This window comes from Bradyrhizobium sp. USDA 4341 (genome assembly GCF_054063755.1).
Map to the genome: position 1 here is coordinate 4,276,649 of NZ_JBSSGO010000002.1, position 20,604 is coordinate 4,297,252.

Genomic DNA, 20,604 nt, shown 5'->3' on the forward strand with positions numbered 1-20,604 from the left:
GACCTTCCTATTCGGGTGGCGAGCCCGTGGCGCGCCACTATTCAATTGCTACGGGGAGCGAACTTGTTCGCCCTCCACCACAGCGTCTACTTCGTCAGACTCAAGAGTCATGCCAACTTGTCGATCAAAGATTGCGAACCACCTCGAGTAAACAGCGCAGCTTCCGAAACGGAAACGACAGCTTGGGTAGGCGTACATTTGTGACGCACAGACACATCCGACAAGACGTGTCGGAAGGCATACAGCATTGTTGATTGTTTGTGCTCCTGACGAAGGGCGACGGACTAAACAGGGGCGTCAGCCGGTACGTCGCAGGAAGAGCGAAGTGCGAGACCCATCGATCTGATGCCACGGTTCGGTCTGCGTCTTGCAGGCGGCTAAAGAGTCGTCCGTGAAGAATGCAGATCAGTCTGAGAGATAAGCAGAAGTTGTCAGGATAAAGTATTGGATTTTGCAGGAAAGCTGGGTGTTGGGCTACGCTTTCTTGCGTTTTGGGATTTTGCTTTCGAGCGATTCGTGATTCCCTGACGGCGGGTTCATCGGCATTTGGGGAAGGCGATGAGCAAACCGCGGGATGATCGCCAGAAAGACCTGTTGCTTCCGGCGCTTGATCAAATCATCGACATGGGCCACCCGCTGGTGCGATTGGCGGCGCTGATCGACTGGAAGTTTCTGGATGATCGCTTTGGTTCGGTGTGCCAAACCGGTCCGGGGCAGCCTGGCCTGCCGACGCGGCTTGTCGCCGGCCTGTTTATTCTGAAGCACATGCACAATCTCTCGGATGAGGTGCTGTGCGCCCGCGCGGATCGAGAACCCCTATTTGCCAATACTTCTGCGGCGAGTTGAGCTTCTGCCACCGGCTGCCGTTCGATCGATCGTCGATGACGCGCTGGCGCCAGCGGCTCGGCGAGGAGCAGCTCGTGGCGCTGATCCGGGAAAGTCTGTCGGTGGCGCACAAGACTGGCGCCATCGGTCCCAAGGATCTTGAGCGAGTGGTGGTCGATACCACGGCGCAGCCAAAGGCCGTTGCGCATCCGACGGACGCGCGGCTGATGCGTCGGGCCATCACCAAGCTCGACGGGCTCGCCAAGCGCAATCGTGTGCCGCTGCGCCAGAGCTATCTGCGCCCGGCGAAGCGCGCCGCCATCATGGTCGGCCGCTATACCAACGCTCGCCAGTTCAAGCGCGCCCCGCGCCAGCTCAAGTTCCTGCGGACGCGGCTCGGCCGGATCATCCGCGACGTCCCCCCCGCAAGATTGATGGCGATGCGGTGCTGGAAGCTCGCTTCGGCCCGCTGCTCGATCTTGCGCAGCGGATACGCCTCGAGGATCAGCATCAGCGCCGTCCTCGCAGCAGCCGGCTACAACTTCGGTCTGCTCCTGCGATGGCTCGCAGCACTCTTGCGTACCATCATCCGGGCGCTCGCCGAAACTGTCCCGGCTCAAAAGATCGCCTGAATCACCGCTCGTCCGCGTTCTTCACGGACGGCTAAAGAACTCAGCCGCGCTCGCAAACGAACGCTGAGCTCGTCGCCATTGTGGATCTAAAAGTTGCCGACAAGCCTGCCCGCGGTGCCAATGATAGCCCATCCGCGACCGCAGGACGGATCATTCTCGTCGTGCCGTTCGCATGAGAACTCTGCGCAGGCCGATCCATCGCGGGTGCCGTAGCGCACGTCCAGGAAGTCTTTGAGAGCCCCAAAGGCGATTTCGCCATCGCACTTGCGCTGAAGATGAGATGGTCTCCTCAACGAGGTCGAGGACGTGCTGTCCCAGTTATGCATTCCGATGATGCGCCAGCGGCCAGCGACGGTGGCGAAGCCAGGCACCTTTGGCTCATTCGCAGCCCTGCCACGAGCTTGGGCAGCCGCACCAGGTTATACGCAGCAGCGGCGAAGGTAAAAGCCCAGGCTTCAGCTAGCCAGATCCGTCCCTTGGCTCGACACTCTTCATCGAGGCCCAGCCCTCGATCAGCGGGCCATCGACGGAGAAGTGATCGCACGACAGAAGCTTCTTTACCCTGGGCTGCCCCAGCATCTCTGCGAGAACTTGGCCGGGATGTCGCCTTGCGGCAGCCGGTTGAAGTTCTTCGGGAACGCCGAACGGTCGCAGGCGACGAATCGGCGGAACAGCAGGTCGCTTTCCAGCCGTTCCATCAGAAGCCGCTCGGAGAGCATCGAATAATACGCCCGCGACAGTACGCGCCCCAGCAGCTTCTCCGGCGGGATCACGCCGCCGAAACGACGAATACAGCGCGGCACACTCCGGCTCAAGCATCGGCAGTGCTTGGTTCACAATCGCTCGGATCGCTCGCGGCCGACGGTCACGCCGCACCCATGCCTCCAAATCAAGGTAGCCGAGCAGCTCTCCGTTCCATTGTCGCCGCCGCGCACGCATCATCTCCGATTCTCTTCGGCCCCAATGAATCACTGTCGTTGGCCGGCGTGCCCCCTTTTTCAGCCTGCTATTGTCGAACGCGACACAGTTCATTTTTGCCTATAATGGCAGACCGCCTTGGACATCTGAAGTGCGATCGCGACTGCGATCGGACTGAGCTCCGCCTCCACTCTGTCGGGAGTCCAATTGGTAGCAGATGCAGCGATGTTAACAGCAGCCACAACCTCATTGTCGTATCCAAACACCGGCGCGGCCGTCGAGATGTCGCCAGGCACTGCCTCCTGATCGGTGATAGCGAAGCCCTTTCGACGAACTACTTCTAATTGTTTAAAGAGCTTTCGTCGGTCGCCGGTCATCGTGTGCAGAATCTGAATAGTTGAAGCAGGTTCAAGATTCGCTATCATCGCGTGTCCCGGCGCCGTGGCGAATGCCGGGAGACGCGTCCCGATCGGTACGCAAGAGCTCATCGCATTTCTGCTCGGAACGCGAGCGATAAATATGATGTCGGCGCCATCAAGCACTGTCAGGTTGACCGTCTCCCGCGAACGTCTACTGGCCTCCAGCAGGTACGGGAAGGTTGCTTGCACTATCGGATTACTGCGCAAATAGGCATTTCCAATGTCTAAAGACCTGGCTGAGAGTGAATACTGCCGCGTTGTTTTGCTCTGCATTAAATATCCGAGCAGCCGCAACGTATAGAGCACCCGCTGAGTTGCACTCTTGTTCAATCCAGATGCCTCGGAGATTTCAGCCAGAGTCAACGGCCGAGGATTGGCACAGAACGTCGCAAGGATAAGTAATCCCTTTTCAATGGTTCTCAGATAAAGCCGCTCATCAATGTCGGCGTCCGCGAATGAAGGAGGCGAATTGAGCCCGTTCCTGCTCTTCTTCCGACTGTTGGGGATCACCACTATCAATCCTGACCAGAATGCTGTTATACACATTGCTATCCAATGCAGCAGAAACCTAGCTATCAATCGAGGTAGGTCTCGCACCGGGAGCACTCCAGCTGGCAAACCAAGTTCGAGGCGGTCTAGTTAAGTACATTGATTTCAGATAATGAGCGCCTACCCTGCAGGATACTTGGGCTCTCAATCGGGATCCAATGCACCGCTTAGTTTCGGCCTCTATGCCGGCGCACCGATCAAGGTCTGCAACTTTTCGCCAACGATGCGAGCACATATCTCGATGCGGTATCGAGGCTTAGCCGACGCTTTTGACGATTCTCTGACGGTGGGGCTTCGAATATCCAAGCATTCCTAGGTCACCTGACCGAAGCGGCTTTTTCGGGCCCATTTCGGGGAATCGACCTCGAGCAGTTCATCCATAGTCAGACACCGGCCACAGCCTTGCCCCACATGCATCAGTGTAGCTCGACAATTAGGAAGGCCGCCCGAGGGACAGCCGACGACCGACAGTCAACTACCATGACTGGTAAATGGCTTGGAGGCCGCACGTATGCTCTTGTTATAGGAGAAGCGAGTCGGCTGCCGTCCGTAGTAGTCGGGCACGCTAGATCCGATCATCACACGTAGCCAGCCGATCACGCACGACTTCAGCCGTCGATGCGGTGCTAAGTTATAGGATTGAGAGAACGGTATGTACGTTGTCAGTGCGAACGGCGCTTGCATTCCCGGCATCGGGTTCGGCACTTGGAAATTGGTGGGGGCGTCCTGCGCGCGCATTGTCGAGCAAGCACTCAAAGTCGGATATCGCCATATCGACACCGCACAATCGTACGAGAACGAGTCTGAGGTCGGCGAGGGCCTGCGCGTTTCCGGCGTAAGGCGTGAGGACGTGTTCCTGACTACAAAGGTCAACAGCATTCATTTCGCAGCTGGCGATTTGGAACGCTCGACCAAAGAAAGCTTAATGCGACTGCAGCAATCCTATGTCGACCTGTTGCTGTTGCACCGCCCCAATCCGGGCGTTCCACTCGCGGAAACACTGGGCGCGCTCGTCCATGCCCGCCGCCTCGGATTGACCCGACACATCGGAGTTTCAAATTTTAACGTCGGCTTGGTCGAAGAGGCGGTCGCCACCTGTTCCGAGCCACTGGTTTGCAATCAGATTGAATATCACCCATATCTGGATCAGCCGAAAATCAAAACGGCTTGTAACCAAGCAGGCCTTGCGGTTGTGGCCTACAGCCCCATTGCCATGGGCAAGATCAATTGTGACGAAACATTGGTGCAGATCGGACGCATCTATCGCAAGACCCCGGCTCAGGTCTCTCTGCGCTGGTTAGTGCAACAGGGGGTCGTTGTAATCCCGCGCACCTCTCGTCCCGAACGGCTATCGGAGAACATTGATATTCTGGATTTCCAGCTCACCGACGCTGAGATGGACCGGATCTACCAGCTCGGCAGCCCGAAGGGCCGCATTCACATCGGGGCGCTCGCTTGGGATTGAATTATTGCTATTATGCACAGACCTAATGGTCCTTCGCTGGAATCAATCGTTTGAAAGATAGTTGGTGTGTGTCAGAACGATTCTGCAAAGATGCGCGGCTGATGCAGCCGTAGCGGGCCAAATGGCTCGAAGAACATTGTTCGCAGAGGCACTTAGACCGGTCAAGATAAGGACAGAGTTGTTGGATGAATAAGGAGTTTCTCGATCCTGTGATCTAGGTGTGCAGGGAGCTCCTCAACACCGACAGAAGACGACAACGTTGGGCGCGGAGACGACGCTGATAGCGGCACCTGTCGAGGTTCACATGCAAGGTGTGTGTCAATGCGGCGTGCGTTCTCGATCTGACGATCCGTGCGTAAACAAGTCGCTGGGAGTGTTTGTCTCCAGGCCTGAGCGCTTCGCTAACTGATCCTAGACATCCGCTTTGAGCCCGTACGGGACGATGGGATCATTCCAAGGCATGCGGTGCGCAAGCGAGGAGGGAGGCAAGGAAAGCAGTCGTAGGCGCTCGCGATTGAACAGCCAACTAGTGTCCCGATTCTGAAGTTGGCTTCATTCTAGGCGTTTGCGGCGAGTGTGCGAAGGCAAAAGCGTTGGATGCTGGCCAAGATGTCATCGGCGGTCTTGGTCCAGCGGAACGGTTTGGGGTCGGTATTGGTGGCGTCGATGTAAGCCTTGATCGATTTTCGAGTTCGGCGACCGAGCGGAACACGCCTCGTTTCAAGGCGCGCTCGGTCAGCACGGCGAAGAAGCGTTTGACCTGATTGATCCACGACGCTGAAGTTTGCGTGAAGTGCACGTGCCAGCGCGGGCGTTTGGCGAACCAGTTACGGATCGGCCCTGGTTTTGTGGGTTGCATAGTTGTCCATGACGATGTGAACGTCGAGGTTGATCGGCAAGTTGCGCTCGATCTCATCCAGGAATTTGCGGAACTCGCTCGCGCGGTGGCGCGCCATGCGCTTGCCGACGATGGTGCCCGCTTTCACATCGAGTGCGGCGAACAACGATGTCGTTCCGTGCCGCTTATAATCGTGCGTGCGCCGCTCGGTCTGTCCGGGCCGCATCGGCAACAGGGGCTGCGTGCGGTCGAGCGCCTGCACTTGGCTTTTCTCATCGACACACAACACGATAGCGCGTTCGGGCGGCGACATATAGAGCCCGACGATATCGCGCACTTTCTCTACGAACAGCGGATCGGTGGACAGCTTGAAACTCTCGACCCGATGCGGTTGCAGACCGAAAGCGCGCCAGATGCGATGCGCCGTCGAAGGCGCATGACCGATCTCTTTAGCGATGCTCCTGAGGCTCCAGTGGGCGCCCCCCTTTGGTCGCATCTCCAACGTTTCACGGATCGTGCTCGCGATTTCGTTGTCGCCAATCTCGCGCGGCGCGCCGGGCAGCGGTTCGTCGTAGAGACCGTCCATACGTTGCTCGGCAAGGCGGTTGCGCCAAGTGCCGACCGGGTGTGTGCAGATCGCAAGCTTCGACGCGATCTCTTTGTTCTTGAGACCGCCAGCCGCAGCCAACACAATCCGTGCACGCTCCGCCACGGCCTGCGGCGCTCCGTGCTTGCGCGTCAACGCCGTCAGCTCGCGCTTCTCCACGTCATTGAGTACGATCGCAACAGCTCGTCCCTTGGCCATTCCCGCCTCCCGATCGAAGTCGGCAGAAATGTAACTGATTTGTCGATCAGGACACTAGCAGAGCTTTACCTACTTTTGTCTACCGCCCCGCACTGTGAGACAAACGCCATCCGATGCGAGCCTTGATTGCAAACACCAGCCTCTCAGAACACGTAGGTGCGAGGCGAAGGCAAAGGAACCACAATACACGATAGCTAATAGGAGCCGATATGAAACGAAGCGCAGCTGTCGCGGACACAGCGAGAGCGATCGAGCTCGATAACCGATCGAAAGCTATTCGCCGGAGGATACTGGAAGTGCTCGTCGCGAGGCAAGTTGCCGGGCATGTCGGTCCGTCATTCTCAATAGTTGAAATTCTTGTTGTTTTGTATGACGAGTTTATCCGAGTTCCGCGAAGCGCAGCAGAACTTGATGATCGCGACCGCTTCGTTCTAAGCAAAGGGCACGGCTGCCTCGCACTTTACGCGGTGCTCGAGCAGAAAGGCCTAGTCTCACGGCAACAGCTTGATCAGTTTTGTTTTGTCGGCTGCGAACTTGGTCTTCTTCCGGAGCAAAATATCCTTTGCGGACTCGAGGCTACCACAGGAGCTCTGGGTCATGGGCTGCCGATAGCGGTCGGTATGGCGCTGGCGGCTAGGATCACGGAGAAGCACTTTCACGTCTACGTTCTGGTCGGCGATGGAGAGCTAAATGAAGGTGCAAACTGGGAGGCAGCGTTCCATGCTGTAAAGCATCAGCTGTCCAATCTTACCGTATTGGTTGATCGGAACGGCCAACAATGCAATGGGTCAACGAAGCATGTGCTTCCAATGGAATACATGCCGGCACTCTGGCGTGAAATAGGTTTTAACGTTCATCATGTCTCAGGGCATGACCATCGTGCCATTCGAGAGGCGCTTGCGTCTCCAATCTCTGATCTGCGTCCAAGAGTGGTCATCTGCGAGACGACGAAAGGAAAGGGCCTGGGAGAGTTCGAAGGAAGTCCCGAATGGCACTATAGACACGTACCATCGATCAGCGACGTGCCGTCTCTGTTGTGAGTTCATCCTCGAGAAGACAATGCGTGAAACGTTCCGAAAGACACTCCAACAGTTGGCAACCAGCAACAAGCGAATTGTCGCCGTCGGATGCGATCTTACCTTCAGTAGCATGAGCGACTTCAGGGCCGCTTTTCCCGATCGCTTTTTTATGGAGGGTATCTCCGAGCAATATGTGACTGGTATGGCCGCCGGGCTGGCCGGAGGCGGTCTGATTCCATACGTTGAGACTGTTGCGGCGTTCGGTACGCGACGAGCATTCGAACAGCTCTTCGTCGACATAGGTCTCCAGCGACTCCCAGTGCGGCTCGTCGGAACCGGAGGTGGCTTAAGCTGCACTGAGTTTGGCCCTACCCACACAGCACTTGAGGATCTCGCGCTCTTACGTCAGGTCCCAAACATGGCAATATGCGTACCACGATCTAACCACGAGTTGAGGCATCTCCTGTCGTCGACGATCTATTGGGATGGACCAATATACATTCGCCTAGGTAAAGTCACAGCCGAGGGTGACGACGGTCCATTAGAGGAGTTTGGCAATGCGTGTCGTCTGCGTGCCGGGCAAGATGCTTTGATCGTATCGACGGGCCTTGAAAGTTCGGCGATAATTGAGATCGTGGAAATGTTGACCGATGGTGGACTTGATCCAGAGGTACTACATTTTGCAACCCTCACCCCATTTGACTCCGAGGCACTTTGCGAGGCAGCAAAGCGCGTCGGCTATGTCGTCATCGTGGAGGAGCATAATCGCAATGGTGGACTGGGGAGCTTGGTCATTGAGACCCTTGCTGATGCGAGAATACTACGACCCACGACGAGGCTCGGAACCGACTTTGAACCGAGGTTAAACTACGGCACTTATTATGAAGCCACGGTAAACTTTGGCCTTCGTGGGCCCAATCTAGCCAAGGCAATTTTGGCCGCTTGCACTTAAATCGCGGCTGAACATGGGCCAACTTGTGAAAAGGTTAGCTGCCCATCTGACTGTGCTTATGGATGTGCATAAGGGCGTGCGGTGCTGAGCCTGCATAGAGGTGGTGGAGACAGGTCGGCGGCGACACTGGACGAGTGCGGAGAAGGTCAGGATCGCAGAGGAGAGCTGCAAGCCTCCGGTGAAGCCGGTGAAGCCCGGTGAAGCTTTCAAATTACCCACAAATTCTTCTCCGACATGGCGCCCAGCGCGATGTCGCCGAGGCGTGAAAGGCCGCGCCATATGGCGGTATTGCCGGCTACGGATCGCTGGCGCGGGCGAGATAACCGCCGAGCCGGGTGCCAATTGCGAAGCCCAAGCGCCCTGATCCGCTCCTGAATGGTTTAGGACGAGCGGTGGCGAACCGGCAGCGAACTACTTTGCAAGAATGTTCGGGCAGCACGCTCTGCGTCTACCAGGGCAACTCCAAACTCTCCAAGGCCGTCTGAAATCCTGGCGCCACAAGCAAGCAAGCGTATCGTTGTTTTTCTCCCGGCAAAAACGCAGCACAAACGTACGCATCCGACCAGCACCCCGGGCAGGCGCGCCGGTCTGCGGGTCTGCGGTGGCGCTCAGGCGGCAGCCGCTTTGGACTGTCGGGTCGCCTTCCAATTCCACGGGAGTAGATCGACGACTCTGTTGACGGGGTAATCTGGAAGCCTGGCCAGCACGTCGGCGAGCCAGGCTTGCGGATCAACGTCGTTCATCTTGCAGGTTTCGATCAAAGTATAGATGGCGGCGGCGCGATGTCCGCCAGCGTCTGAACCGGCGAATGTCCAATTTCGTCTTCCGACGGCCGTTTACCGTTCATTCTGCCCATGTCGGGGAGGATTTCGAGGTCCACTATCGTTGGCATCCCTATTTTGGCCGGACGGTGAACGTGCGTCGGGTGGAGCAACGCGCGACAGGTCAGTTTTTGCGGATCCGAACCCCATTGGGCACGGTCATCACGATTCCCGGCTGGATGGTAGATCCAATCGCATGCGCGGAGATGACCTCCGGGCCACCACAAGTTGATCTTGCCGCATTGTCAGAGCTGAAGAGACTGGTCACAGCGCTCGCCATTTCCACAAACTCCCCGAGCGATCGAGTCGCATGGGAGAACGCCGATGAAGCAGGAGCGCGTAGCTGTACGGATTTCAGACGGGCAACTCAGCCTGATATTCGAGCCAGACAGGCTGGACAGGATGAACGAGGCGGCGCGGGTGAAGGCGTTACTGACGCTCGCCCAAATCCTCATGCAGGCCGCCGGCCTGGTAGTCGAGGAGCTCGGTGATGCCCGACACTGACGAGATCCCGGAAGCGCTCTTGAAGCGCAAAGCTGTCGTCTATGTGCGGCAGTCAACGCAATCCCAGGTGATGGCCAATCTGGAGAGCCAACGGCGACAGTACGATCTTGTGGATATTGCGCGCCGGCACGGCTTCTCCGACGTGGAAGTCATTGATGATGACCTCGGCCGTTCGGCGAGTGGAACGGTGGCCCGGCCCGGCTTTGATCGGCTGGTCGCATGGTTGTGCGCAGGAGCCGTTGGTGCCGTGATTTGCTTCGATGCATCGCGACTCGCGCGCAACGGCCGCGATTGGCATCATCTGCTTGAGTTATGCGGGCTTGTCGAAGCGAGGGTGATTGATCACGACGGCGTTTATAATCCTTGCCTTCCGAACGATCGGCTCTTGCTCGGCATGAAGGGAAGCATAAGCGAGTTTGAGTTGGGCATAATCCGGGCACGGATGCTAGAGGCAGCCAGGGCGAAGGCCCAACGTGGTGAGCTACGCTTATCAGTGCCGTTTGGTTATGTCTGGCATCGCGAAGCCGGTCTGGGCCTGGATGCTGACCTGCGTCTGCAAGAGGTGATTCGACTTATCTTCACTCGCTTTCGCGAACTTGGTAGCGCTCGCCAGGTGTTGTTGTCGATGAAGGCGGAGCAAATCCATTTCCCCCGACCTGCTGACGAAGGTCGCATGACAAACTTCGTTTGGCAGCCCATCCGCTACCGCAATGTGATCAGCGTGCTAAAGAATCCGTTTTATGCGGGTGTTTACGTATACGGCAAAAGCGAGAAGCGAACCGCGATTATCGAAGGCAGAGCGCGGCGGACCTACGGGCACTACAAACCGGCGGGCACCTGGGATGTAATGATAAAGGATCATCACGAAGGGTACATCACCTGGGATGACTACGAGCGCAACCAGAAGCAATTGGCGCTTAACGCCTACGGTCGCCCAGATGGTGCAAAATCAGGCCGGGGCGGCCAGGCGCTCTTGTCGGGCATTCTGACGTGCGCTCGTTGTGGTCAGCGCCTGAGCGTCAGCTATAGGGGCGGTCGAATCAGCTACCCGGTCTACCGCTGTGACAAGGGTAGTCTAGCGGGTCGGCTTCGCTGTATGATATTCGGAGCTTCAAAAATCGACGCGGCAGTTGCACGAGAACTGTTACGAGCGGTAGAACCCATGGCGATCGAGGCCGCGTTCGAGGCACAGCGCATGCAACGGGAACGCCAAGACGACAAGCGCCGGATCTTTGATCTGGAACTCCAGCAAGCCCGGTACGATGCCACGCTTGCTGAGCGTCGCTACGCCGCCTGTGACCCCGATAATCGCCTGATCGCTGCGCAGTTGGAGAAGAACTGGGAGTACGCTTTGCGCCGTGTGCGCGAGCTGGAAAATCGCCAGAATGACCATCAGTCATCCGGCCACGCGGTCGATCCCGGCACCTTTGCCGATCTGGCGGATAACCTGTCCGTAGCCTGGAAATCCCCTGATGTGACGATGCGCGCGCGCCAGCAGCTGCTACGAGCCTTGATTGTCGACATCATCGCGGACGTCGACGATGCGGTACGCGACGTTGTGCTCACGATCCATTGGCAGGGTGGGCAGCACTCCGAGCTTCGGATCCGCAAGCCGCGCTCCGGTGAACACGGTTCCTCCACGGCGGAAGATGCCTTGGCTGTTATCCGCAGCATGGCCGGGCGCTGGTCTGACGAGCACATCGCCGCCACGCTCAATCGGATGGGCTTGCCTACCGGCATGGGTAAGACCTGGACAGCACATCGGGTCAGCGCTATTCGCCGTGTGCGTGGCATCCATGCCTACCGTTCAGCGGAAAAAAACGGCGAATGGCTTACGCAGATCGAGGCCGCAAAAGCGCTCGGTGTCTCAAGTCATATGATCCGCCGCCTTGTCTCCAGCGGCGTTCTTCCTGCTGTGCAGGTTGTTCCGCGAGCGCCTTGTCAGATTCGAGCTGCCGATTTGGCGTCCGAGACGGTCAAAACAGCGATTGCCCGAAAGGGTCGCCCGTCTCGCGAAATTGACGCGGACACGCTTCCAATGTTTACAAGCACTTAAAGAAGGGGCGCACAATGACTCAAGGCTTGCCACACCGCGTAACGCGCGTTCGGCAGCGTTGTTCGAGAGGCAGATGCGGCCGTCGTCCAGGAAGCGAGTGAACCCCGCCCAGCGGTTGAGCAGGTAGTTTAATCGCCTTTGCGGTATCATTGCCTGAGGAGAGCAAGGTCCGCTGCTGGCGCATCCAGATCTCGAGATCAGCAACGATTGGTGCGGACTTCTCTCGACGTACGGCAAGCCGCTGTTCTGGCGTTTTGCCGTTGATGGTGCGCTCGATCTCGAACAGGATATCGATGCGTCGCACGGCCTCGCTGGCAATGGGCGCCTCTCCAGATTTCGCCAGGTCGAAGAACTTTCTGCGACCGTGGCTCCAACAGGCCGCTTCAAGGATCGGAGCCGGCTTCCTTTGGGCTTTGTAGAGCTGGTTATATCCATCGAAGGCATCGGCCTGCATCAGGCCCACATAGCCGGCGAGATGGCTTTGCGGATGCTCTCCAGCCCGGTTGCGTGAGTAGTAGAACAGGGCCGCCGGCGGATCCGTGCCGCCAAACGGCCGGTCATCGCGAACATAGGTCCAGATCCGGCCGGTAACCGTCTTAAGCTTGGCCAGTACCGGCACCGTCGTATCGTCGGCGTGGATGCGCTGCGCGCTCATGACGTGGATCCGGATGGCCTCAATAATGGGATCGAGTGCGACCACGCAGGCGCCGACCCGATCCGCCAGGGTCGAGACGTCGATCTCGATCCCTTCGCGGGCATAGGTCTTGCTCTGCCGGTTCAACGGCTGATGCAGCAGGAACTTGTTGACCAGCACCATCGCCAGCAGGCTCGGCCCGGCAAAGCCTCGCGGGATCGGATGGAAGGGCGCCGGAGCCTCTGTGATCGCCTCACAATCTCGGCAGGAGAACTTTTCGCGGACATGCTCGATAATCTTCCAGCGCCGCGGCTCACATTCCAGGGTCTTCGATACCACCTCGCCGAGCTTGTGCAGTCGCTCGCTGCCGCACTTGCCACATACGCAAGGAGCGGGTTCGACGATGCGTTCGATCGGCAGATTGTCCGGCAACGGACGTCGCGGCGGCCGTGGATTTTGCACGCGCTGCTGTTTGGCGGCTTCCGGCGCTGCGAGCTCGGCCTTGGTTTCCTGCTCCGCCTGGGTCTCTTCAAGATCCTCGATGGCGAGTTCGAGCTGCTCGACCAGCAGCTTGCCGCGCTCAGAAGATTGCCCGAACTGTTCTCGCCGTGCCTTGGCCAGCATCAGCTTCAGCCGCTCGATCTCCAGCCGGCCGACGGTCACCTCGCTCTTCGCCAGCGTCAGCTGCTCGCGCTGCGCAATGATCATCGCGTGTGCTGCGGCAAGGTCGGTGGGAAGCGGATCGGCGGGCGTCGTCACGAGGACGAATCAACCATATTCGTCGCAAAAAATCCCGCTCGATTTAACCGGAAGCCTGTGGACGCCAGGTTGCCTGCGGCATCCGCCAATCAATTCCGGAGAGGAGATAGGATAGCTGCGCAACGCTGATCGTCACAACGCCGTCCGCCATTGATGGCCACAAAAAGCGGCCTCGCTCCAGCCGCTTCGTGAACAGACACGCGCCTTGGCCATCATGCCAGATGATCTTGATCAGGTCGCCGCGGCGGCCTCTAAAAACATAGAGATCACCGGCATGCGGATCACGCTTCAAACTCTCCTGGACCAGACGCGCGAGGCTCGGGAAGCCGCGGCGCATATCGGTGTGGCCGGTCGCAAGCCACACCCGCACATTACCCGGTATGGCAATCATCGGCGCTCAAGCACCTCGAGGACCCGCGCCAGCGCTTCTGGATCGACGTGAGCGTCCACTCGGATCCGTCGCCGGTTACCGAGGTCGATCTCGATCAATCCAGTACGCGCGGCTACCACAGACCGCCCTCGGCTATCACCCGCAGGTAAGAGCTTCGCAGCTTCCTCCGCTTCTGTGGCAGCGATCTGCACCGGCGCAAAAGATGGTACAACCGGCTCGGATGTACGCGCTTGTCGACGCCAGGTGAACACTAGGCTGGCCGCTACTCCGTTGCGACGTGCAACCGCTGTCACCTTTGCGCCCGGCGCCAACGTCTCCTCGACAATCCGCGCCTTGTCATCCTGCGACCAGCGCCGCCGCCGCTCCAGCCCGCCCAAAACCTCGACCCGCATCGCCTGATGACCTTAAAGCTAGACTTAAAGTCACACGCTTGGCGAATTACGACGTGTCAGACAAGGCGGCGCCCGTCGGATGCGTACGCACAAACCCTAGTGATCGACACATCACCGGAAAGCGCACCGCTGCTGAATGAAGGAACGGCGGTGTCAAGTAGGGCGGTGATGGACCGTGCTCAAGGGAGGCGCGTTGCGCCACCGCTCTCGGCGGCTGGCGGCCTTGACCCCGCCCGATCATCGGTCGCTCGGACGAAGACCGACCGCGACAACGGCGCGCTCGAAATGCCCAACCGTTGTGCGCCCGGCGTCCCTCGCTCCACTGGCTAGGGAGCAAATGGACGAGGCAACAATAGGTCTATCGAGAACAGACATCGCGACATGCGGCAATACGCACTTGCATCCTGTAGCCGCGCCGCGACACGCATATGAGCAGATGATTCCATCCTTACCGCTCCAGGTTCAGGAAGTGATTGTCACAGACGCACTGGGCCGCCATTTATTCCGTTTCCGCGCTCGCAGAGGTGACGACCCAGGGGGCTGCCTATTTCCCATACGTTTGGAACGTCCGCCCTTCATTCGCAAGCGGTCGGGGCCCAACGCATGGCAGGATGTCCGGACGGGTGATCGGAAGAGTCATGAACGGCACCGTGTCGCTGAGTTCCGCAAGTTCTTGGACGAGATCGAGGCCGCTGTGACGCGCGAACTCGAAGTTCATCTCATCATGAACAAATACGCCACGCACAAGACTCCGCTAGACCCGCAGTTGGACGGCAAAGGTTGCGTTGGGCACGCGCACCTGATGTCGACCGGTTCATCGGGACTCAATCAGAGGGAGTGCTTCTTCGCGCTGCTCACCGAACAAGAATTTCAGACCGGCATCTCTCGCACCGTAGCCGCCCTCAGAGCTGACATCCTCTTGGTCATCGACAAACGCAACGCCGATCCCAGACCGCTCCGATACACCAAATCCGCCGATGACGTCCTTGCTCCTAGCGAGCGCTTCTGGTCATAAATGCTCCGGCCAACACGACGCGATATTGCGAACCTTTGTTCAAGACACTAACCGGTCTGCCGGCCTTCCTTCTAGAAACTACAGCGAGCTCTTCGTTTTTGATATGCTTCACATGGCGCATCGTGCGCAATCGGCAAACACTGCCAACCGGATGGCGCAAAACGGCTATCCCGTCCTGCCGCGACCCCGCCACCTGGAGAATACAACGAATGTACTCTCGTTCACCCAAGTCTGGGTTTACGGTTTGCATAGGTAGCCGCCATCGACGGCAAGGACCTGACCGGTGATATACTTGGCTTCGTCCGAAACCAAGAAAAGCGCGGCATTTGCGACATCCCAAGCTTCTCCCATGCGCTTCATTGGCGCGCGTTCATTTCGAAGCTGGCGCATTTTTTCGCGATCGCCGCCGTAAAACTCTTTGTGCCTTTCGACCATGGGCGTATCCATTAACCCCGGCATTATTGCATTAACGCGAATACCTTGATCCGCGTAGTCGATTGCCATCGCTTTAGTAAGCGTGTTCACCCCGGCCTTTGAAATGCAATAGAGGAACGCTCCCAAAGAGAGTCTCTCCGCCGACACTGACGAGATGTTTAAAATTGATCCGCTCCCACGCTCCAGCATCGACGGTAGCACCGCGCTGGAGGTGATGAACATGCTCTTCAGATTGATGTTGATCACGCGATCCCATTCAGTATCGTCGGTGTTTAGCACTCCGCCAAATGTCTTTGGCTCGACACCGACGTTGTTATGAAGGATGTCGATTTGCCCATATTTCTCCAGACACTTTTCGACCATCGCCTTGCAATCCGAGCGCTGGCTGACGTCCGCCTGAAACGCAAAGCAGGTGCCCCCTTCCTGCTCGATCATCTCGCGGGTCTTCTCTGCAGCCTCCAGATTAAGGTCAACAAGCATCACTGAGGCGCCCTCACGGGCATAAACAACCGCCGATGCCTTCCCATTCCCGAGCCCGTCGCCTCCGGTTGATCCGGCTCCCGCAACGATTGCGACTTTACCCTTCAAACGATTCTGCATGCTTCACCCTGCGACTGTGACCGGAGGTCGATTGGAAGAATTTGGCTGGGGACCAACCGAATTGAGTGCGTTCTGGAACTCAGCGCTCATTCGCTGACGTTCGGTCCAGCCCATTCCACCAATCATACCGCCATCCACAACAAGGTCGTGGCCGTTCACAAAGCTGGATTCGTCGCTTGCAAGATACAAGGCTGCGAAAGCGATATCTTCCGGCAGGCCAGAGCGTGGTATCGGCTGACGAGTCTTGTTGAGCTCACGAAGGAGAGCTGCTTTCTGCAGGGCTTCCGGACCCGTCTTCCCCATTCCAGTCGCGATCTGGCCGGGAGAGACCGAGTTCACGCGGATACTGAATTCGCCAAGCTCCATTGCCACGCACTTAGTGAGATGAATGACCGCTGCTTTGGCGGCGCTGTAATCCATGTACGCTGACACGGCCTGGATGCCTGAAATGCTCCCAGTGTTGATAATGCTGCCAGAGCCCTGCTTTTTCATGTGGGGAGCAATGTGTTTCATCCCGAGCATAACGCTCCGCACGTGTGAGGCCATTACGCGATCAAATCGATTCACTTGCATCGACTCAATGCCGCCGGTTTGGCCAAGCATTCCAGCATTGTTGAAAAGGCAATCGATACGACCAAATCGCTTTACAGCGAATTCGATCAAGCTCTTAAACTGATCCTCGTCCGTAACATCAGTCTTATTAAATGCGCAGGCAGGGCCGAGGCGCTCGCATAAGGCCTCACCCTCCGGGGCAAGAAGATCGGCAACAACGACTTTCGCGCCTTCCGCGACGAACACTTCTACAGTGGCCAACCCGATGCCTTGGCTGCCACCAGTGATCACAGCAGTTTTGCCGTCCAAACGTCCCATTGCCGAATCCTTCCTACGCTACAGGGTGGGCATTGCAGTGTTCAATTGATGTAAGTTAGATTCGTCATTAACTCGGAGATGTCAGGAATTTGCTCCAAGGAAAGAAGGCTTTCGGAGATTTGATCTCCGCGACTGACGGAGATAATTCCTGAGATACATTTGCGATATTTATCGAGGATCTCATCATCACTGACGTCGATGTGCTCAGTAATCTTCCGAGTCATCGAATTGAGCTGCGAACCATCATTCAAAGTGACGGTAATAGGCAGTGCTTGGCCGGCTAGGTCCGCTCGATAAACGATCTCAATCTTATCGCGAAAGGCAGCCACATCCGGTCCATTCGCCCCTTCGGTGGTGTATCTATCCAGCCACGGCTTTTTGTCCAAGAAGCTGCATGCAATGCTGTGGGCCAAGCTGAACTTCGCCTCGTCCGCATTCTTTGGATGATGATAAAGCGCGGCCGCGAGTTGAAACGAAGGTGGCGCTTCCAGGCGAACAGCCTTCACTTGGTGCGCGGAAAGGCCGCGCTCTTCGATTAGTCTAACAAATGCCTCGATAGGATGCATTTGGGATAGGCAGCATGGATACTTTTTGATTTCGATATCCTGCGCCCTAAATGGCGACCCGAGCTTTAGGTCCGGATTTACGATTCCTGCGACCGCATGAAGATATCCCATCGGGCACTCCAGCACGGCGGGTTGTCCGGTTAGGCCGTGCTTCGCCAGGAGAGCCGAAGCTAGGCCATTCCGCCCAGCCATACCGGACTCGTACAGGTGAGCCCCCGATCCCACCTGTTTGAACAGGCCCGCCGCGTGCGAGGCAGCTATACTAACGGCCATGCTGATCTGCTGATCATCAAGCTTGAGCAACTTCGCCGCGCCAGCGGCTACACCTATAGTGGAACCTGCAGACCAAGGCGCGAGGCCCCGGGCCATCATATCCTGCGAAACGATCGCCAGTTTCGACGCAACGTCCCAGGCTACTACGAACGCTTCTATGAGCTCTTTGCCCGAGATTTTTAGCTTCTCACCCAATGCGAGCATCGCGGGAAAAACGCCAACGCTGTACATGTTCTCAGCTCGAGTATCGTCTTCGAGCTCTGTTGTATGGGATGTCGTCCCGTTCGCCAGCGCCGCGTATTCTACGGAAGTGCGGAGGCTTGCGCCGATCACACCGACTTCCTGTGGAGCCCCGCATTCCTTGACGTAGCTCAGAACGGCCTTACTGGTTTCGCTGTTGACGCCAGCTAACGTCATTCCTACCCCGCTGAGAAGCACGTTCTTCACATGCCGAACGAGCCTTGCATCAAACTGATCAAATGTCGTGCTTTGAACAAACCTGGTAATGTCGATCGTCGTGCCCATAGTCGGTCTCACATGATTTTCATTTACTGACGCTTGCTTGAGGCATTAGCGCCGCTACGAAACGTAGTGAGCTTGGGCTACGATGACGTTGCCCAGGCTTACATCACGATCAAGTAATCACCCATTCCTTAAACCGGCGCGATACCGGCTCAAGATTGTCAGTCCAATAGGCACCGTCGATAACCACATTGTTTGGGTTGGTGATGTCGGGAGTCCATTTGCGAACTTCGGGATCTAGCAAGGAAATTGCCTTCTTCGAGTTCGGAATAATAAAGGCTGCATTGCAGAGGCGTGCTGTGACGTCCGGTCTTAAGAAGTAAGCCATGTACTTCATCGCACCTTCTTTGTTCGGCGCCCCCTTTGGAATGGCCAACCTGTCCGTGCCAAGAAGATTCTGCTCGAACGAGAACGCGAGGGGCTTACCGCCTCCTGGCTCATTCGTGGCTTTAACGCGGTTGGCATAGCTGTAACTAAAGTCGACCTCCTGAGTCTGCAAAAGCGAGATAGTCTGAGGGGTCGCTGTCACCCAGGATGCAACGCTAGACTTCACGCGATCCAGCACTTTGAAAGCGCGGTCTACGTCTAGAGGGTACATATCTTTCGGCAAAACCCCATCTGCGAGCAGAGCGGCTTCAAGCGTTTCGTTCGGTCGATTGCGGAAGGTACGGCGTCCTGGAAACTTCTTGACGTCAAAATACTCGGCGAAGTTCCTGGGGTGTGCCTCTGGCCCGTACTTTTGGGGGTCCCACGCGATGCCGCCAGCGAAAGAATTTGCCGTTACATACTCGTCTTTGGGCGCGACGGCCATGTCGGCCGTATCCAGCATCCCCAAGTCCAACTTATCCCAAAGTCCTTGCTTGGATCCGAACGCCGCATTTTCGTCGACGGTCATCACTACATCGATATCCACGCGTCCGGTCATAGCTTGGGCTTTCAGCTTTGCAAGGTCCGGAATCGGGATGATGTTGACCTTGATTCCGGTTTCCTCGGTGAAAGGCGTGGTTACCGTTTTAACAAGGACTTCCTGATAAGTGCCTCCGTAACTGGTGATCGTGATCGCCTTGGTCTGCGCTTGCGCGCGGGTGATCACTGCCGGCGCCAGGACCGCGGCGGAGGCTCCTGCAAGAAATGTACGCCGTGACAGCTCCTTCGAAATTGACATAGTCCACTCCTTTACTGTTGCGTTGATGATGACGGTGCCGCGGTCGAGTCGGCTCAAATTTTCAAACCCGGGACTATAGACTTAGGCGCTCAACACGACGGACTCAGCAGGTGACCACGAGAGCTTGGCCGCAGATCCAAGCTCGGGCCGAGTGGAAGCTGGACCGGAGATGATTTTTGCCGTGACCAAAGCGCCCTGGACTGTTTTCACGGTAATCCGGGTCATACCTCCGACGAAGGATATCGCCTCGACCACGCCGTGCAGCACGTTGTGACCAGTGGGAGCATCGACATCAGCACCGGATATCTGCATTTTTTCTGGCCGAACCATTACCAGAACGTCCGGGCCAAAGCTTCGCTCTGAGCGTGGCACATGAACAACTCCAGCCCCCTCGATCGCCACGCTATTTGCAGCAACGCTCTTACCCTTGAGCAAGTTAGACTCTCCGATGAACTCTGCCACAAAGCGGCTATTGGGCCTGAAATACAAATCATCTGGAGCGCCCAGTTGAGCGATCTCGCCGGTCTTCATGAGGCAGATGCGGTCAGACATATTGAGCGCCTCTTCCTGATCATGCGTTACGTAAATGATCGTCGTGCCCAACTCACGATGAAGACGTTTGATTTCAGTCTGCATCTGCTCCCGAAGATTCTTGTCGAGCGCTCCGAGTGGCTCGTCCATCATGATAATGGCGGGCGAATACACGATGCATCGAGCAATGCCGACGCGTTGCTGCTGGCCACCTGAAAGTTGCCGAGGCTTTCGGTCATCGAACCCCTTGAGATCAACTCGATCCAACGCATCCAAGACCTTCCTCCGAATGGATTCTGAAGGTTCACGCCTCACTCGAAGTGGATAGGCAACGTTTTCGAAGACCGTCATATGAGGCATAAGGGCATAGTTCTGAAACACCATGCCGATACCTCGATCCCGCGGCGGCATCCGAGTGATATCCCTACCGGCGAGGAGTATTTCACCGGAGCTAGGTGTGATCGCTCCCGAAATCAGGTTCAAGAGGGTCGTCTTTCCGGAGCCAGAGGGCCCGAGCAGAGTAAGAAACTCGGACTTGTTTACCGCCAATTCGGTTGCCTTAAGGACCGTCACTGACCCAAAGGTTTTCGAAATCCCTCTCAAAGCTATGGCTTCACCGGTGGAAGCATTGCCTTCGTGCATTCGTCT

15 protein-coding genes and 5 pseudogenes are annotated in these 20,604 nt (G+C 57.2%); 7 read left to right on the forward strand and 13 right to left on the reverse strand.

Annotated elements, in window-relative coordinates; all coding sequences use genetic code 11:
- Positions 1-558 precede the first annotated feature (558 nt).
- A pseudogene (locus ACVIGB_RS26255) lies at positions 559-1,342 on the forward strand (transposase); the annotation flags it as partial.
- A gap of 201 nt (positions 1,343-1,543) precedes the next feature.
- Here ACVIGB_RS26255 and ACVIGB_RS26260 read toward each other — a convergent pair.
- The 3 genes and pseudogenes from ACVIGB_RS26260 to ACVIGB_RS26270 all read right to left on the reverse strand — a co-directional run bounded on the left by ACVIGB_RS26260 (position 1,544) and on the right by ACVIGB_RS26270 (position 3,304).
- Positions 1,544-1,783, reverse strand: a complete 240-nt coding sequence (locus ACVIGB_RS26260; RefSeq protein ID WP_456725074.1) for a hypothetical protein — start codon at positions 1,781-1,783, stop codon at positions 1,544-1,546.
- A 136-nt stretch (positions 1,784-1,919) separates the two neighbouring features.
- Positions 1,920-2,392 (reverse strand): annotated as a pseudogene (locus ACVIGB_RS26265) (IS5/IS1182 family transposase); the annotation flags it as partial.
- A gap of 93 nt (positions 2,393-2,485) precedes the next feature.
- On the reverse strand, positions 2,486-3,304 hold the full coding sequence (locus tag ACVIGB_RS26270; protein ID WP_456720458.1) for an IclR family transcriptional regulator: 819 nt from the start codon (positions 3,302-3,304) through the stop codon (positions 2,486-2,488).
- Positions 3,305-3,995: 691 nt separating this feature from the next.
- Between ACVIGB_RS26270 and ACVIGB_RS26275 the strand changes: the two genes are divergently transcribed.
- Positions 3,996-4,808 (forward strand): aldo/keto reductase, encoded by an 813-nt coding sequence (locus tag ACVIGB_RS26275; RefSeq protein WP_456720457.1) that lies wholly within the window; start codon positions 3,996-3,998, stop codon positions 4,806-4,808.
- A gap of 557 nt (positions 4,809-5,365) precedes the next feature.
- Here the strand turns inward: ACVIGB_RS26275 and ACVIGB_RS26280 are convergent.
- A pseudogene (locus ACVIGB_RS26280) lies at positions 5,366-6,451 on the reverse strand (IS630 family transposase).
- Between the two features lie 209 nt (positions 6,452-6,660).
- Here ACVIGB_RS26280 and ACVIGB_RS26285 point away from each other — a divergent pair.
- Both ACVIGB_RS26285 and ACVIGB_RS26290 read left to right on the forward strand, forming a co-directional pair.
- Positions 6,661-7,491 (forward strand): transketolase, encoded by an 831-nt coding sequence (locus ACVIGB_RS26285; RefSeq protein WP_456720456.1) that lies wholly within the window; start codon positions 6,661-6,663, stop codon positions 7,489-7,491.
- A gap of 19 nt (positions 7,492-7,510) precedes the next feature.
- Positions 7,511-8,422: a transketolase family protein gene (locus ACVIGB_RS26290; protein WP_456720455.1), complete on the forward strand. Its 912-nt coding sequence runs from the start codon at positions 7,511-7,513 to the stop codon at positions 8,420-8,422.
- 608 nt (positions 8,423-9,030) lie between these two features.
- On the opposite strand, the pseudogene ACVIGB_RS26295 reads toward ACVIGB_RS26290, so the two are convergent.
- Positions 9,031-9,255: pseudogene (locus tag ACVIGB_RS26295) on the reverse strand (transposase domain-containing protein); the annotation flags it as partial.
- A 312-nt stretch (positions 9,256-9,567) separates the two neighbouring features.
- On the opposite strand from ACVIGB_RS26295, the gene ACVIGB_RS26300 reads away from it, so the two are divergent.
- Positions 9,568-9,747, forward strand: a complete 180-nt coding sequence (locus ACVIGB_RS26300; RefSeq protein ID WP_176540802.1) for a hypothetical protein — start codon at positions 9,568-9,570, stop codon at positions 9,745-9,747.
- Positions 9,734-11,803, forward strand: a complete 2,070-nt coding sequence (locus tag ACVIGB_RS26305; protein WP_456749236.1) for a recombinase family protein — start codon at positions 9,734-9,736, stop codon at positions 11,801-11,803. The genes ACVIGB_RS26300 and ACVIGB_RS26305 overlap by 14 nt, the downstream gene beginning before the upstream one ends.
- A 27-nt stretch (positions 11,804-11,830) precedes the next feature.
- On the opposite strand, the pseudogene tnpC reads toward ACVIGB_RS26305, so the two are convergent.
- The 3 genes and pseudogenes from tnpC to tnpA form a co-directional block, all read right to left on the reverse strand.
- A pseudogene (tnpC, locus tag ACVIGB_RS26310) lies at positions 11,831-13,196 on the reverse strand (IS66 family transposase); the annotation flags it as partial.
- A gap of 43 nt (positions 13,197-13,239) precedes the next feature.
- Positions 13,240-13,587: an IS66 family insertion sequence element accessory protein TnpB gene (gene tnpB / locus ACVIGB_RS26315; RefSeq protein WP_050382259.1), complete on the reverse strand. Its 348-nt coding sequence runs from the start codon at positions 13,585-13,587 to the stop codon at positions 13,240-13,242.
- Complete coding sequence (gene tnpA / locus ACVIGB_RS26320; RefSeq protein ID WP_456720453.1) at positions 13,584-13,979, reverse strand: IS66-like element accessory protein TnpA; 396 nt, start codon at positions 13,977-13,979, stop codon at positions 13,584-13,586. Before tnpA ends, tnpB begins: the two co-directional genes overlap by 4 nt.
- Before the next feature lie 673 nt (positions 13,980-14,652).
- Here tnpA and ACVIGB_RS26325 point away from each other — a divergent pair.
- Complete coding sequence (locus tag ACVIGB_RS26325) at positions 14,653-14,994, forward strand: hypothetical protein (protein WP_456720452.1); 342 nt, start codon at positions 14,653-14,655, stop codon at positions 14,992-14,994.
- Between the two features lie 237 nt (positions 14,995-15,231).
- On the opposite strand, the gene ACVIGB_RS26330 is transcribed toward ACVIGB_RS26325, so the two are convergent.
- From ACVIGB_RS26330 to ACVIGB_RS26350, 5 genes are all read right to left on the reverse strand, one after another.
- Positions 15,232-16,029, reverse strand: a complete 798-nt coding sequence (locus tag ACVIGB_RS26330) for an SDR family NAD(P)-dependent oxidoreductase (RefSeq protein WP_456720451.1) — start codon at positions 16,027-16,029, stop codon at positions 15,232-15,234.
- A 3-nt stretch (positions 16,030-16,032) separates the two neighbouring features.
- Positions 16,033-16,899 (reverse strand): SDR family NAD(P)-dependent oxidoreductase, encoded by an 867-nt coding sequence (locus ACVIGB_RS26335; RefSeq protein WP_456720450.1) that lies wholly within the window; start codon positions 16,897-16,899, stop codon positions 16,033-16,035.
- Between the two features lie 41 nt (positions 16,900-16,940).
- Positions 16,941-18,263, reverse strand: a complete 1,323-nt coding sequence (locus ACVIGB_RS26340; protein ID WP_456720449.1) for an MmgE/PrpD family protein — start codon at positions 18,261-18,263, stop codon at positions 16,941-16,943.
- A gap of 109 nt (positions 18,264-18,372) precedes the next feature.
- A complete protein-coding gene (locus ACVIGB_RS26345) occupies positions 18,373-19,425 on the reverse strand; it encodes an ABC transporter substrate-binding protein (protein ID WP_456720448.1) in 1,053 nt (350 codons plus the stop codon).
- Positions 19,426-19,506: 81 nt separating this feature from the next.
- Entirely contained in the window at positions 19,507-20,598 is a 1,092-nt protein-coding gene (locus ACVIGB_RS26350; RefSeq protein ID WP_456720447.1) for an ABC transporter ATP-binding protein, read from the reverse strand.
- Between the last annotated feature and the right edge of the window lie 6 nt (positions 20,599-20,604).